The organism is Gordonia oryzae, assembly GCF_003797185.1.
Taxonomy (GTDB): Bacteria; Actinomycetota; Actinomycetes; order Mycobacteriales; family Mycobacteriaceae; genus Gordonia; species Gordonia oryzae.
In genome coordinates, this window is record NZ_RKMH01000014.1 from 32,905 (window position 1) to 47,244 (window position 14,340).

The window sequence follows — 14,340 nt, forward strand, 5'->3', positions numbered from 1 at the left end:
TCGACCACTGCGGGCGGCGCCTCAGCCGGCAGATGAGTACGTCGGGACGGGTTGTGCGTCCAGATCGACCGCACCGTTCATAGGCTGGTCCACCTCCGCGACCGCATCGCCACCGTAGGTCGCGGTGTAGTGCGCCTGCCAGGTGACCCCACCGAACACCGATACCGAGGTGAGGGTTGCCGAATCGAGTTCCCGGACCAGGTCGTGCAGACTGCTCGGCGCGCGCCAGCGGACCGAGGACACCTCTGCCGAACGGTACAGGCGTTGTGTGCATCCCGGCCGATCCGTCGAGGCGTCGGCCTGGGCCGAACTCGCGCACCGATCCAGGTAGGCGTGCAGCGCCGAGTCCACCGCAGCATTGCCGGCGTCACCGAGAGTGACGCCGGGATCGGCCGTCGTCGGCGCCACCGCACCCCCGGTGACGTCGGTCGAGTCGGTGACGGCGAGGTAGCGATTGCTGCTACCCCAGACAAGACGGCCCGGAAAGACGTACGCGGTACCGATCCCGGCGACCGGCCGACCCTGCAGTGACAGACCGGGAATCGTCGACGGCGCCAGGTCCACCGCGGCGAGTCCGTCGTCGACCAGCCATCGCCGGCCGTCGCGCACCGTGCGGTACGTCGTGCGGACCGGATGGCCACCGATACGGAACTCGGCACCGACATCGACGGACCCGGCCGGGGTCCGGGAACCGGGCGTCCTCGGCGCGACCGGAGTCGTTGAGCCGCTGGTACTTTCACCCGAACCGAGCTCGCGTAGGGAGACGTCGGTGATCGCGGCGACGGCGTGCGCCCGCGCCAACGCATCGGACGTCAGGAATTCGCGCGACGGGGGCTCGGTCATCAGCGCGAGCGCCGCGGCACTGTCGGCGTCGGCGACCGCGCGCAGAAAGGCAGAGACCGTCTCGGCCGGGGTGGACGGCGTGGAATCCTCACGCCCAAAGGTGAACACCAGCGTCGTCGCCACGGCAACGACGATCACCACCAACGTGGCGGCGCCGGCGAGGAATCCTGGTCCCGGCCGGCGACGCCACGTGGCGGTGGGTTCACTCACCCGACTGCGTCACCCCTTCTGCGTCACCCTTCGGCGACTCCCCCGCGGTGTCTGCTCCCGCGGTGGTTTCATCCTGCGCGCCGAGCGAATCGGTGAGCGTCGCCGCCAGCAGCCGGGCGAACGCGGCCGGGTCGTCGAGTTCGCCGCCTTCGGCGATCAGCGCCATGCCGTAGACGAGTCGGGCAGTGTCGATGAGCGCTTGGTGATCGGTGGTGGCGCCGAACGCCTTGTTCAGCCCGACGACCAACGGGTGCCCTGCGTTGAGTTCGAGTGCCCGCTTGGTCTTGGGCACCTCCTGACCCGAGGCCCGATACAGCTTCTCCAACTGCGGCGACATCGAGAAGTCGTCGCCGACGAGGCACGCCGCCGATTCCGTGAGTCGTTTGGACAGCCGCGCCTCGGTGATGTCATCGGAGAGCGACTCGCCCAGCCACGTCAGCAAACCCTCGAAGTCCTTGGCCTTCTCGTCGTCGGCATCGTCGGCGTCGGGGTCCCCATCGATGGCGTCGAGATCAACGGCGCCCTTGGCCACCGATCGGAACTGCTTGCCCTCGAACTCCAGGCCGGCACCGACCCACATCTCGTCCACCGGATCGGCGAGGATCAGCACCTCAATCCCCTTGGCGCGGAATGCCTCCAGATGCGGGGAGCTCTCGATCTGCTGACGCGACTCACCGGTCATGTAGTAGATCGACTCTTGTTTTTCCGGCATCCGGCCGACGTAGTCGGCCAGCGACGTCAGTTCCTCGTCGCTGTGGGTGGAGGCGAACACCGACGCCTTGAGGACGGCATCGCGGTTGTCGACGTCGTTGACCAGACCTTCCTTCAACACCCGACCGAAGCTCGACCAGAAGGTCTGGTAGTCCTCAGGCCGGGAGCTGCGCATCTCGCTGACCGTCGAGATGACCTTCTTGGTGAGTCGGCGCCGGATGGCTCGGATCTGCCGGTCCTGCTGCAGGATTTCCCGGGACACGTTGAGCGACAGGTCCGCGGCGTCGACGACACCCTTGACGAACCTCAGGTACTCGGGCATCAGCTCTTCGCAGTCATCCATGATGAACACGCGCTTGACGTAGAGGGAGATGCCGACGTTGCGCTCGCGCATGAACAGGTCGAACGGCGCCTGGGTGGGGATGAAGAGCAGAGCCTGGTACTCGAATGTGCCCTCGGCCTTGAGCGTGATGATCTCCAGAGGCTTGTCCCACGCATGGGAGACGTGCCGGTAGAACTCCTCGTATTCCTCGTCAGAGACCTCATCGCGCGAGCGCGCCCACAGCGCCTTCATCGAGTTGATGGTCTCGGGCTCGACGGTGGTGACAGTGGTCGGCTCACCGCCCTCGTCCTCGGCGGGCGTGGTGGTGGTCTTCTCCACATCCATCCGGATCGGCCAGCCGATGAAGTCGGAGTACTTCTTGACCAACGAGCGCAAGGTGGCCTGGTCGGTGTAATCGTGCAGGTGGTTCTCGGTGTCGACGGGCTTGAGCGTCAAGGTGACGGCGGTGCCCTGCGGCGCGTCGGCGACCTCGTCGAGGGTGTAGGTGCCGTCCCCGGTCGACTCCCATCTGGTACCGGTTGCCTCTCCCGCCTTCTTGGTGACCAGGGTGACGGTGTCGGCGACCATGAACGTGGAATAGAAGCCGATTCCGAACTGGCCGATCAGCTCATCGGTCGCAGCGGAGTCGGACCCGGACCTCTGGGCTTCGGCGAGCTGTTTGCGCAACTCCGCGGTACCGGACTTGGCGAGGGTGCCGATCAGATCGACCACCTCATCGCGCGACATGCCGATGCCGTTGTCGCGCACGGTCAGCGACCGCGGACCCGACTCGTCATCGGCGGGCGTCACGGTCTCAAGCGTGATGTGCAGATCCGACGTGTCAACGTCGAGATCCTTGTTCAGCAACGACTCCAGCCGCAGCTTGTCGAGCGCGTCCGAGGCGTTCGAGACCAACTCCCGCAGGAAGCTGTCCTTGTTGGAGTAGATCGAGTGGACCATCAGGTCCAGCAGCTGCCGGGTCTCGGCCTGAAATTCTCTGACTTCTGATGCAGTACTCATCGACGACCTCCACATGCTCTTGGATCACCTATCCCCGACCGGGCGTGCGCCGCGCCGGGACAACGTCGGATTTTAGCGAGCCGTGAACGCAGTACCCTGAACAGGGTCTCGCACGATCGACGGCGCCCGGTCGCCGACCCGGAGGAGGTGACGACGGTAGATGACGGTCCCGCGGATGATGCTCGTGCACGCCCACCCCGACGACGAATCACTATGGACCGGCGGCACCATCGCCCGTCACGTCGAACTCGGCGGCGACGTGTCGGTGGTGACCGCGACCTGGGCGACGGGCACGTCGCGACACGGTGAACTGTGCAACGCCCTCACCGAGCTCGGGGTGACACGCGAGCCGATCATGCTGGGATTCGCCGACGACGGGGTCCCCGTGTCAGCGCCCGGCGCGAGAAGATTCTGCGACGTCAGCTTTGACAAGCAAGTGCGAATTCTGGTCGGCCACATCCGCCGTCTGCGTCCGGAGATCCTGCTCACCTACGATCCGGTCGGCATCTACGGGCACCGCGATCATGTGCACGCGCACCGGCTGGCACTCGCGGCCGCCGATGCCGCGGGCGCTTCCATGCTCCATCGGAGTACCGGACCGGCCTGGCGCATCCGTTCGGTCTACATGGCCACCATCGCCGACTGGATGATCGAGGACGTCGTCGACGACTTCTTCCCGACGATCTCCCGGTACGCCCTGCCGGGTACGCCATCCTCGGGCATCGACCTCGAACTCGACGTGTCGGCGTGGGTCAAGAAGAAGGCCGCGGCGGTCGCCTCACATCGCTCGGAAGTGGAACGCAGTCAGATGATCTCGAGCCTGATGAACCTGCCGCGCGAACGACGTGACCGGCTCTTCGGCACCGAGTGCTATATCCGCCGCGACCTGGTGCGCGGCGGCGTCGATCTGTGAGAAATGTGCTGCCACCCCGTTGTCCGCGCAGTCAACCGCCGACTCCACCATCATTGACCCGCCGGGGAGGAGCGCAATCCGCTCGCGCGGTGCACGCGTCGACCGACCGCCGCCCGTAGGGTCTGCGGGGTTCCGACGATCCGAACCCGCGACTTGGCACGAGTGATGGCGGTGTAGAGCAGTTCCCGGGTGAGCAGCGGAGAATCCGGCGGTGGCAGAACGACGGTCACCGCATCGAATTGGCTGCCCTGACTGCGATGGATGGTCATGGCGTAGGCCCACATCGTCTCGGCCAGCCGCGCCGGCGGTACGAACATTGGATCGCTGAATTCGCTGCGCCGGAAGGCAACGGTCGGCGACGGATCGCCGGCCTGCGCGATCACCACGCCGCAGTCCCCGTTGAACACCCGATTCTGCCGATCGTTGGCGGTCACCAGAATCGGCATCCCGGGCTGTGGCGCCGCGAGCTCGATGGTCACGGGCGAGTGCCCGGCGATCTCACCGCACCAGTCGACGATCTGGCGCGTCCACCCCTGCACACCCCACCGTCCCGCACGGTGGGCACACAACACCCGGTGTGAATCGAGAACCTGCAACGCGGTCGGCGCATCGCCAACGCGGGCCGCCGACCACAGCTCGGTGACCCAGGCGAGGACGTCTCGGTGGATCGCGGGATCGTCAGGCTCGACGAGCGTGATGTCGGCCAGCTGGCCGGAGCCGATGAGATCGAGCACGCGATCGCCGTCACCGTCATTGACTGCTGCGGCGACCGTGGCGATGCCGTCGCGGTTGCGGAAGTTGCGGGTCAGTTCGACGATGCCATCGGCCACACGCGGACGTTCGGATGCGGTGATCCGCGACTCGTCGACCAAGGCCAGGATCTCGGCATCGAGTGCGGTCCCACTGTCGTGGTCTGCGCCGCTGGGGTGGTCTGCGCCGCTGGGGTGGTCTGCGCTAGCGGGGTGTGTTGCGCCGCTGGAGTGCCGCTCGACGAGGTCGGCGAGCACCGCACCTGCTTCCACCGACGCGAGCTGATGGGGATCGCCCACCAGTATCAGGCGCGCATCGGGGCGTACCGCCTCGAGGAGGTGACTCATCGCGGTGACCGACAGCATGGAGGTCTCGTCGACGATCACGACGTCGTGCGGCAACCGGTTACCCCGCCCATAGCGCGGCCGCGAACCGGGTCGCCAGCCCAACAATCCGTGAACGGTCACCGCGTGTACCGGTGGGCTGCCTGCCGAGTCGCCCGTGACCGAAGAGTCGGGGCCGAGCCCGCGGCTCATTCCGTCGAGTGAGGCCTGTAGCTGGGCGACTGCCCGGCCGGTGGGAGCGCACACCGCGATGTGCAGTCGTGCCGAGGCGAGCCGATCGAGCACGGCGAGGATGCGCGCAACGGTGTAGGTCTTGCCGGTACCCGGACCTCCGGTGAGCACCGAGGTCCACCGCGAGGCGGCGACGGCGGCAGCCAGCCGCTGTCGCGGTACCAGGCCGGCGCCCGCGCCGAAGACCTCGTCGAGGGCACCGCTGACCCGCTCTGCGGAGACGACAGGCCTCGACGCGGCCCGTTCGGTGAGGACGGTGCGGATCACTTGCTCCTGCTGAAAATACTTGCGCAGGTAGATCAATGGCCCGTCGACAGTGTCGGCGACGACCAGCGGGCGCAAAGGGCCGCCTGCGGCGCCGACGACCAGCGGACTCGCGCGCAGCCCGTCGACAAGCTCGTCGGCGGACGGCAGTGCCGGCATCACCGCCCGCCCGTCCGCTCCGACGGCACCGCCCACTGCGGGCGCGGAGTCGGGTTCTGGTCGCGCGGCGATGTCGGACAGGTCGCGGACCGCCAGACAGGTCGAGCCCAGACGCACCGCACGCACAGCCAGCGCTGCGGCGAACTCGGCAATCTCGGACACCGGTTCACCGCACATGCGGACCAGTCGGGTCGCTACGTGCACGTCGGCGGCGTCGAGGATTCCGACGGCGTTGGCATCACCGAGCAGCCCGCGGGCCCCGTGTACCCGCCTGCCGTCATCGACGCGAGCGCCCGGGCCGGTGAGATCATCGACCGGGGCGAGGGTGTCCGGTGTGGGCGGCGTCACCGTGGCGCTCCCGCCAGCAGGTCCGAGAGGGTCGTGATCAGCTCCGCGGGTACCGACCACTCGAAGACACCGCACCCCGGCGGTGTCGCCGGTCCGGCCATCCCGCGGACGAAGTGGTATTGCACCGGACCGAGATGCGCCGCGGCCACGTACCCGGGCAGCCTCCAGCGCAAATAGCGATGCAGCGCAACCGAATACAGCAATGCCTGCAATGGATAGTGGGAGCGGATCATCTCCGCGGCCATCGCCTCGGCCGAGAAGTCCTCGACCATCAACTCCCCCGGGTGCAGGCGATTGGTCTTGTAGTCCACCACGACGAAGCGCCCGTCGGGGATTCGCAGCACCGAATCGATGCTGCCGGTGAGGAATCCACGCAGACGCTGGGCGGGCAGCGCCGCGAGGATGGGCACATACGGTCGCAGAAGATCGTCCGATGGCAGCAGGTCACTCATCAGATCGGCGATGGCGGCCAGTGGTGCGCCCGCGCCGGCCGGGGCACCCCCGGCCATCTCGGTCGTCCCCAGCGGCATCTCGAAATCCATCTCGGCCAACCGATCTCGCGGGCCGATACTCCAGAGGTCACCGAATCCGAGTGGCGTGGTGAGTACCTTGTCGAGGGCGGAGGTCAATGCGTCGACATTCACCGGCATCCCATATCGAGATGCTGATCGCTCGCACAGTTCGCGCACATGAACTCGCCGATCGGGCGCGGAGGTGTCGACGTACTCGAGGGTCTCGTGCACAAGGGTGCCGAAGGTCGCACCGAACGGCATGCCATTCATCGGTGACGGAGTTCCGGCCCGCGTGTCGGTAACAACGATCGGCAGTGCCTCCTCAACCACCTCGACGGGCTCGTCGACCACCGACTGCGCCTCCGGTTCGGGTTCGTTGCCGCGGTCGGTGTCGCCAGAACCGAATGACGCGTGTCCGGCGGCGGCGATGATCGCCGAATACGACGTACGCCGCCACCCGCTGTCGATCCGACCGCCGAACACCGCCGCGGAGAGCTCGTTCGGCGACCGCTCGGCGGTGTCGGACACCCACCGCCCGGGGTCGAGGCCGCCGGCGGATTCGACACTGATGGTGTCGGTACCTGCACCGAGCTGAACGAGCCGGGCCTCGCATTCGTCGGGATCGGGCACCCGCACCGACTCCGCGACGGTGGTTCCCGGCTTCATATAGCCGGGCGGGTGTCCGAAGATGAGACGATGCAGCGCCGAGTGGCTGGTACCGCGCGACGGTGCCCACCAGGCAACCACCTGCGACCCGGCGCGGGTCAGCGCCACGTACAGCTTGCGCAGGTCCTCCCCAGCATCCTCGGAGATGCTGCGACGCAGGCGTTCGGGACGCCCGGTGGTGTCCAGACCGCCGACGTCGAGGTGCCGGTCACCATTGTCGTCGTGGTAACGGAAGGTCTTCGGCGAGGAGTTGCGGGCAGCGTCCCAGCCGAACGGCACGTAGACGATCGGGAACTGCAGCCCCTTACTGGCGTGCACCGTCATGATCTGCACGACCTGGGTATCGCGGTCGAGCCGGCGGGTCTGCTCCTCCGAACGCCGCCACAATGATTCATCGGCGATGCGATCGGCCAGCCACTCCACCAGACTCGAGAGCCCGCAGCCCTCCTCCACCACATGGCGATTGCACACCGTCGAGACCTGCAGTAGATCGGTGAGCATCCGCTCGCCGTCGGCGCCGGCGAGCACACGACCGGCCACACCGTGGTCGCCGAGAATCCGCTGAGCCATTGCGGCGAAACCGCTGTCGTCGAAAGTCCGTGCCAAATCCGCCAACCCGGCCGCCAACTCGGTCAGCTCGGCGTCGCCGGCACCGGCCAGCCGCTCAGGGCTCCAGCCGATGAGCGGTGTCAGGGCAGCCAGCGCCACCCGATCGTGACGTGCGGGCGATTCGATCGCCCTGAGCACCCACAACCAGTGCCGGGCACTCATGGTGGCAAACACACTCGTACCGGTCCCCACCACCGACCCGATACCGTAGGCGCCCAGCGCGTTTTGCAACGGCTCGATGGTGCGGTTGGCCGACACCAATATCGCGATGTCACCTGGGAGCACGTCACGGACTCCGGAGTCGGTGGTGAGCCGCATGCCCGACGCGAGCAGCGACGCGACATCGGCGGCGACATCGGCGATAACCGCCTCCCGGACATCGTTGACCGAGGCGAATGCGCTGTTGCGCATGAGGACCGGAAAATCGTCGTGGCGAAACCAGCGCACGCGCAGCGATGGCACTGGCGTTCGGGCAACGGGGCCGGTCTCCGACGAGGTGAGCCGGCTGCCCGGGCGGTGGGCACTCACCTGGTGCACCGTGATCTGGTCGTTTCCGAGATTGGCGCCGCCGTAGATCCTGAATAACGCCTCGACGAGATTCTCGTCAGAGCGCCAATTGGTGTCGAGGGCCAGGCGCTGCCCCGCCACCCGCACCGCGTCGAGGTAACTGAGGATCTCCGCGCCGCGGAAGGCATAGATGGATTGTTTGGGGTCGCCGACGAGCACCAGACGCCGCTGACCGTGAAAGCACCGGCGCAGGATCTCCCATTGAAGCGGGTCGGTGTCCTGGAACTCGTCGACGAGGATCAACTCGAAAGTGTCGCGGATACGCGCACACGCGTCGGCGCCGATTTTCTCGTCGATCACGATGCGATACAAGATCATCTGCAGATCGTCGTAGGTCCGCAACCGGCACTCGCGTTTGCGGCGCTCGACGATCTCGCGCACGCGGTGACAGAAGTTGACGCGACGGGTCGCGGCACGGTCGGCCCGCGGTGCGCCCTCGGCGTCGGCGACACCGGCCGGGACGAGGTCGACGGCCGGATTGCGCACGGCCTCCTTGGCGATGGTCACCGCATCGTCGAAGCTGAACACAGGATCGTCGGGGTCTCGCCCGAAACCGCGCAAGTACAGATCCTGGGCAGTCTCCTCGACGAGATCGTCGACGTCCTCCACGATCTCGTAGACCAATTCGCGTTCACCGAGGAACCCGAGCGCCTCGAGCATGCGGTTGCAGAAGGTGTGGGTGGTGGCAATGGTCGACGCGTCGAAGTCCGACAGGGCGCGCGCGAGTCGATCCCGGCGCAGCGCAATCGTCTCGGCGCCACCGGTGAGCATCAGCGTCAGCAGTTCATCCGGGTCGGCGTCGGGCGTCTGCGCGGAATCGGCGCCGGGGTCCGGCTCGCCGGCTCGGGCGTCGATCGCGGTGAGCAGACCGGTGAGGCGTTCACGCATCCGTTCGCGGAGTTCGGCGGTCGCCGATCTGCTGAAGGTGACCAGCAGCAGCTTGTCGATCGGCACTCCCTCGACGATATGCCGGGCCGCGATCCCGACGATCGCGTAGGTCTTCCCGGTTCCCGCGCTGGCCTCGAGCACGGTGGTCAGCTCGGCGAGGGGCTCGTCGAGCCGGAAGGGACGAGGGGCGTCGAGCCGGCCGTGGGCGACACCTGCTGCGGGGAAGGTCATCTGATCACCTCGTGTTCGACGACGGGTCCCCACAGCCGGCGCGCGAGCGTGGTGAAGACCGGCTCACCCGACACCAGGCCGACCTGCGCCCAGGGTGCGGTATCGGCGGCGCAGACCGCGGTCAACGTGTCGAACTGGACGGGCGCGGTGACGTCGGCGCCGTACACCAACCGCAGATAAGGGTCGGTATGCGCGCCGAACTTGCCGGCGAACGCGGTGGCCGCGGCATTCAGCGCGATCCTCTCCGAACTCCCGCTCGCGCGTGTGATGCCATAGGCGGCACCGGGATCCAGCGGTAGCGGCACTACGGTGTGCAGACCGAGCCGACGGATCGCAACGAGCTCGGCGAGCAAGGCTAGCGGATCGTCAGGGCTGGCCAGGCGGACCACGGAGACCCCCGGTGCCTTGCGATCGGCGCGGCCGATCATCGTCGTCGAGTCGATCATCGGACCGTCGACCACGCCGCATCGTTGCGCCGCAGCGAGCGTGACGAGCCGAATCCAAGCCGAAAGTCGGTGTTTGGCTCGCACTTTCGAGTAGGTCGCGGCGACGATGCCAGTACCGAAGACATCGCCGACGCTACCATGCACCCGGGTGCCGTCCGGGAGGTCGAGCACGAAGTCACGAGTGAGGGCATCTGAGTCCCGCAGACCGACTGCCGCGTCGTACACCGCACCGACCTGACGTGAGATGCGGATCAGTTCGCGTCGCCCGAATTCGGCGGGCGGCAGGGTGCCACGACGCATCTCGGCCATCTGGCAGTCCCGGAGATCGGCGCCGGCGAGCATACGTGCCAGCAGCCGGTCACCGATCGCCCACTCCTCGAGACCCGCAACCCTGACCTCGAGTCGGTCGGAATCGTCGTGCTCCTCATCAGGCATCCGGGCACCGAGACGCTGTCGGACGAACCCCTCGATGGGATTGGCGAAAAATGAGACGAGCGAAGTCAATTCGACGTCGGAATCGGTGTCGGGGGCGGCGGTCCCAAGGTCGGCACCGGCGATCGGCCGTACCGGCTGCTTCCCACCCCGTAAGGCACGTGCTCCGGCGAGCAGTCCCCGATCGAAACTGAACGGACCCGGCACACCACCGACGCCACCGGACTCGAAGTTGCGGGCATCGAAGCCGTGCAGGGTGTGCCGGCGGATCACCTCGGCAGCCCGGATATCGCAGAGGGTGGCAACCGTGTCGGCGAGTTCGCTGACGACCACCGCCGGCGGCACCCGACTGCCCGAGACCGGGTCGGCGCCGGTGTAGAAGACCAGGAAGTGTTCCTGCGCGGCGGTCAGCGCGTCGAGGAACAACTGGCGATCCTCGGCGCGGGGGTTGCGTTCACCGACCAGCGGAACCCGACCCAGGATGTCGTCACCGTCAACGCGCAACGCCCTCGGGAAGGCATCGGCGTCGATGCCGAGCAGCACGATGACCCGGTGCGGTACCGAGCGCATCGGCACCAGCGTGCACACCGTCAATTCACCCGTGCGGAAGTTGGCCCGCGTCGGGCGCCCGGCGATCATCATCGCGACGAGATCGCGCACATCGGAGAGCCGCAACAGACGCCCACCAGCAGATGCGAGCGCCTCGGACTCACATGCGAGTGCCTCGGTGATGGATCGGTGCGCCTGCGCCGTCTGCCATTCGTCACCGGGCGCGGTCTCGGTCAACTCATCGACGACTGCGATCAGGCTCTCGGCCCAGTCCGCCGCCGCCGCGGACCCCGACAGGCGCACCACGAGCGCGCCCAGTCGGTCGACGAATTCGATCAGCCGTCCCGCCAGGTCGATCTGGGTGCTCTCCACTCCCTCCAGTGGCAGTGCGGCACCGAGCCATTCACCGTCGTCCTCCTCGGCGACGACGCCGAGCGCCACCCGGTCGAGTCCGGCGGAGAAGGTTCCCTGACCGAAACCCGAGAGGCCGAACCGCTTTCGTTGCGTCTCATCGATTCCCCACCGGATTCCGCTGCACGAGAGCCATTCTCGTACCCAGTCCAGGTCGTCGTCACTCATCGCGAAACGACGGCTCACCGGATCACGCGTCAACAGGTCGGTGACCTGGCTCGCGGTGATGCGACCGACGGCCAGTTCGACGACGGTGGCCACCACGTCGAGGACCGGATTGAGGTGACGCAGACCGCGATCGGCGAGGCGGACCCGCAACGCGGCGGCCGGGTGGTCCAGACCGCTCTGGCCGAAGCCGCCGCGGATCAACGGCGCGAACGTCTCGACGTCCGGGCACATTACGATTACGTCGCGCGGTTGCAGGGTCGGGTCGGCGTCGAACAGATGCAGAAGCCGGTCCCGCAGCGCCTCGACCTGCCGTTCGGGGCCATGACAGGCGTGGATCTCGATCGAGTCGTCCGCGGTACATGTGCCACGGTCCGCGCGTGGATCGGAATCATCGCGGATGCCGGCCTGCACCATCTGCAGCACCGTCGCCGGCGGTCGGTCACCCGTCCGGTGGTACATCTCGGTGTCGAGGTGCCCGGCGATGGACAGCTGTAATTCCTGCACATCGTGGGACAGCCCCGCCAGCAACGGATTTCGCAACGACGGTGAACGCCACGCCGTGCGCCGGGAATCAGCGGGTGCCGCCGTCGTGGCCACCGCACGCCACAATGCGGGACCGGGGTGCGGCACGAACAGGTGCACATCGCGGTGGACACCGAGCGCCGAGGCCACCTGCCGGAACGTCTGGGTGATACGGGTCGGCCCGAATACCGACAACCGCGGCGGGAGGTCCACAGCGTCGGGGTCGGCGCGCACGGCTTCGCACACTGCATCGAGTCGCTCCACCGGGTGCGCGGCCCCGATGCGTTCGCGGACGGCAAGCCAGAACCGGGGCTGCCACGCCATGTCGTCGGGCAGAGCCGCACCGGCACCGTCGCGCTGCCCACCGGCAGCCCAGTCGGCGAGCATTCCCGGCCGCTGGCGCGCGTAGCGCTCGAAGAGGTCGGCGATGTGACGTGCAGTGGCGTACCGGCGACCCAGCCGGGCCGGGTCGGGTCCGTCCACCTCGGTGGTGTTCGTGCCGGCGCCGACGGCCGCCGCAGTGGATGCCGAGCCGATGTGCCGGGCCAGCATCGCCATCTGCGGGTCGTCGACGAGGTCGTCGAGAACCGCGAGCACCGGCCAAACCAGCGCATCGGCGCGCCAGGCCTTCGCGGTCTGCGCGTCGGTGTCGAGGGCGTCGATCACGGCGTCGGTCAGCTCGCCCGGTGAGCAGAACCCGATATTGGCGGCGACTCCGTCACCGAGCGTGGCCGTCGATCCCAAACGGGTCGCCAGCCGCTGCGACAACCACCGCTCGATTCCTCGTGCGGGCACGGCCACGATCTCACTCGTCATGGGGTCGGGAACACCGCTGACCAGTACGTCGGCCAGCGCGTCGGCCAAGACGTCGGTGCGCTCGGCGCGGTGTAATCGCAGCATATCGCCTCGCTCCGGTCAGTCCCTCGGCCGCAGCTCCGGGAGTTGCGCCCGGTGGGATTCGAGGATCTTACGGGCCGATGGCGGGATCGGGGTCGGCCGGCCGGTGGACGGGTCGACGACGACCATGGTGGTACGGGCGAGGGCACTCAGGGTGCCGTCGGCGGCCGACAGCGTGGCGCCGATCGTGTAGGAACTCGTGCCCAGACGCGTGATCGCCAATCGCATGACGACGGGATCGAGGCTGTAGTCCAGGGTCGCCCGGAACTCCACGTCCTGACGCACCACCAGGATCGGAAGTCGTTCGGCTCCATCAGGAAACCATCGGGAAAACGCGCGCACCCGGCCTTCCTCGAACAGCCGGGCAAACTGCACGTTGTTGATATGGGCGTTGATATCCATATCGCCCCAACGCAATTGGAGCTCGACCTCCACGGGCGCATTCGGCGGCGGTACCCCGGCGTCAGTTGTCGGTGCGATCGGCTGGTTGTCGGGGTCCACGAGTGGGAGCCTAGCGCCACGTACCGACGGTCACACTCGGCGACCCGTGGCCGGGACACGCGCACAAATGGCGGCATGTGTCTGGCGTTGTCCGTACACTCAACTCCCGAGCGGGCCGGGCCGGACGTGGCAGGAGTATCCGGGCGCATGCGGACATAAGGGGCATTGGGGGCCGGGTGATCGTCGAGACGTCGCGGATGTTGTTGCGGCCGGTCGAGCGTTGCGATGTCGACGATCTCGTGCGCCTCGACAGCGATCCACATGTGATGGCTTTCGTCAGTGGCGGCATCGCCACACCCCGCAGTCTCGTCGAGGAGTGGGTCGTGCCCCGCGCTCAGGCCGAGTTGCGCACCGGCCGCGGTGGCCTGTGGACGGTGATCGATCGTCGCTACGGGGTGTTCCTGGGCTGGGTGTCGTTACGGGCGCCAAGACACTCCCGCCGCCCGGAGCTGGAACTGACGTATCGGTTGCGGCGTGAGTATTGGGGCCGGGGCTTGGCCACCGAGGCCGCGCAGATCGTCACCGACCTGGCGTTCGCCGACCTCGACGCGCAGCGGGTGTTCGCCAGCGCCACCTCCACGCACGCGGCCTCACGTCGTGTCATGGAGAAGCTGGGTATGCGAATCTGCGGCATTCACGTCGGCGACGAGAACGCGCCGGGCGGATTCGGCGAGGTCGAATACGACCTGTTCCGTGAGGACTGGCAACGACGTCACCAGGGTTGGGGCGCCTCGACCGATCTGACCGCGTGATCCGGCGCTCGCCGCAACGACGACGATGATGTCGGGACTCGGATGCCTCACCGCGACCGATCGCGCTACGAGGA

8 protein-coding genes are annotated in these 14,340 nt (G+C 67.5%); 2 read left to right on the forward strand and 6 right to left on the reverse strand.

Annotated features, from left to right (window positions below; translation table 11 throughout):
* Positions 1-21 precede the first annotated feature (21 nt).
* Positions 22-1,053, reverse strand: coding sequence for a hypothetical protein (locus EF294_RS17005; RefSeq protein ID WP_123932164.1), 1,032 nt, complete (start codon positions 1,051-1,053; stop codon positions 22-24).
* A complete protein-coding gene (gene htpG / locus EF294_RS17010) occupies positions 1,046-3,106 on the reverse strand; it encodes a molecular chaperone HtpG (protein ID WP_185091133.1) in 2,061 nt (686 codons plus the stop codon). The genes EF294_RS17005 and htpG overlap by 8 nt, the downstream gene beginning before the upstream one ends.
* Before the next feature lie 160 nt (positions 3,107-3,266).
* Between htpG and EF294_RS17015 the strand changes: the two genes are divergently transcribed.
* Positions 3,267-4,019: a PIG-L family deacetylase gene (locus tag EF294_RS17015; protein ID WP_123932166.1), complete on the forward strand. Its 753-nt coding sequence runs from the start codon at positions 3,267-3,269 to the stop codon at positions 4,017-4,019.
* A 50-nt stretch (positions 4,020-4,069) separates the two neighbouring features.
* Here the strand turns inward: EF294_RS17015 and recD are convergent, their stop codons facing one another.
* From recD to EF294_RS17035, 4 genes are read right to left on the reverse strand one after another with little or no spacing between them, the layout of a single operon-like run.
* Positions 4,070-6,115, reverse strand: coding sequence for an exodeoxyribonuclease V subunit alpha (gene recD / locus EF294_RS17020; protein WP_123932167.1), 2,046 nt, complete (start codon positions 6,113-6,115; stop codon positions 4,070-4,072).
* Positions 6,112-9,588 (reverse strand): UvrD-helicase domain-containing protein, encoded by a 3,477-nt coding sequence (locus EF294_RS17025; protein WP_123932168.1) that lies wholly within the window; start codon positions 9,586-9,588, stop codon positions 6,112-6,114. The genes recD and EF294_RS17025 overlap by 4 nt, the downstream gene beginning before the upstream one ends.
* On the reverse strand, positions 9,585-13,016 hold the full coding sequence (gene recC, locus EF294_RS17030) for an exodeoxyribonuclease V subunit gamma (RefSeq protein ID WP_123932169.1): 3,432 nt from the start codon (positions 13,014-13,016) through the stop codon (positions 9,585-9,587). Before recC ends, EF294_RS17025 begins: the two co-directional genes overlap by 4 nt.
* A 15-nt stretch (positions 13,017-13,031) precedes the next feature.
* Positions 13,032-13,514 carry an acyl-CoA thioesterase gene (locus tag EF294_RS17035; protein ID WP_123932170.1) on the reverse strand — a complete coding sequence of 161 codons (483 nt, stop codon included), beginning with the start codon at positions 13,512-13,514 and terminating at the stop codon, positions 13,032-13,034.
* 176 nt (positions 13,515-13,690) lie between these two features.
* Here EF294_RS17035 and EF294_RS17040 point away from each other — a divergent pair, with 176 nt between their 5' ends.
* On the forward strand, positions 13,691-14,266 hold the full coding sequence (locus EF294_RS17040) for a GNAT family N-acetyltransferase (protein WP_123932171.1): 576 nt from the start codon (positions 13,691-13,693) through the stop codon (positions 14,264-14,266).
* Positions 14,267-14,340 lie beyond the last annotated feature (74 nt).

Excerpts from the sequence above, each read along its gene's own strand:
- recC (WP_123932169.1), bottom strand. The coding sequence starts at position 13,016 with ATGCTGCGATTACACCGCGCCGAGCGCACCGACGTCTTGGCCGACGCG.
- EF294_RS17025 (WP_123932168.1), bottom strand. The coding sequence starts at position 9,588 with ATGACCTTCCCCGCAGCAGGTGTCGCCCACGGCCGGCTCGACGCCCCT.
- EF294_RS17015 (WP_123932166.1), top strand. The coding sequence starts at position 3,267 with ATGACGGTCCCGCGGATGATGCTCGTGCACGCCCACCCCGACGACGAA.
- htpG (WP_185091133.1), bottom strand. The coding sequence starts at position 3,106 with ATGAGTACTGCATCAGAAGTCAGAGAATTTCAGGCCGAGACCCGGCAG.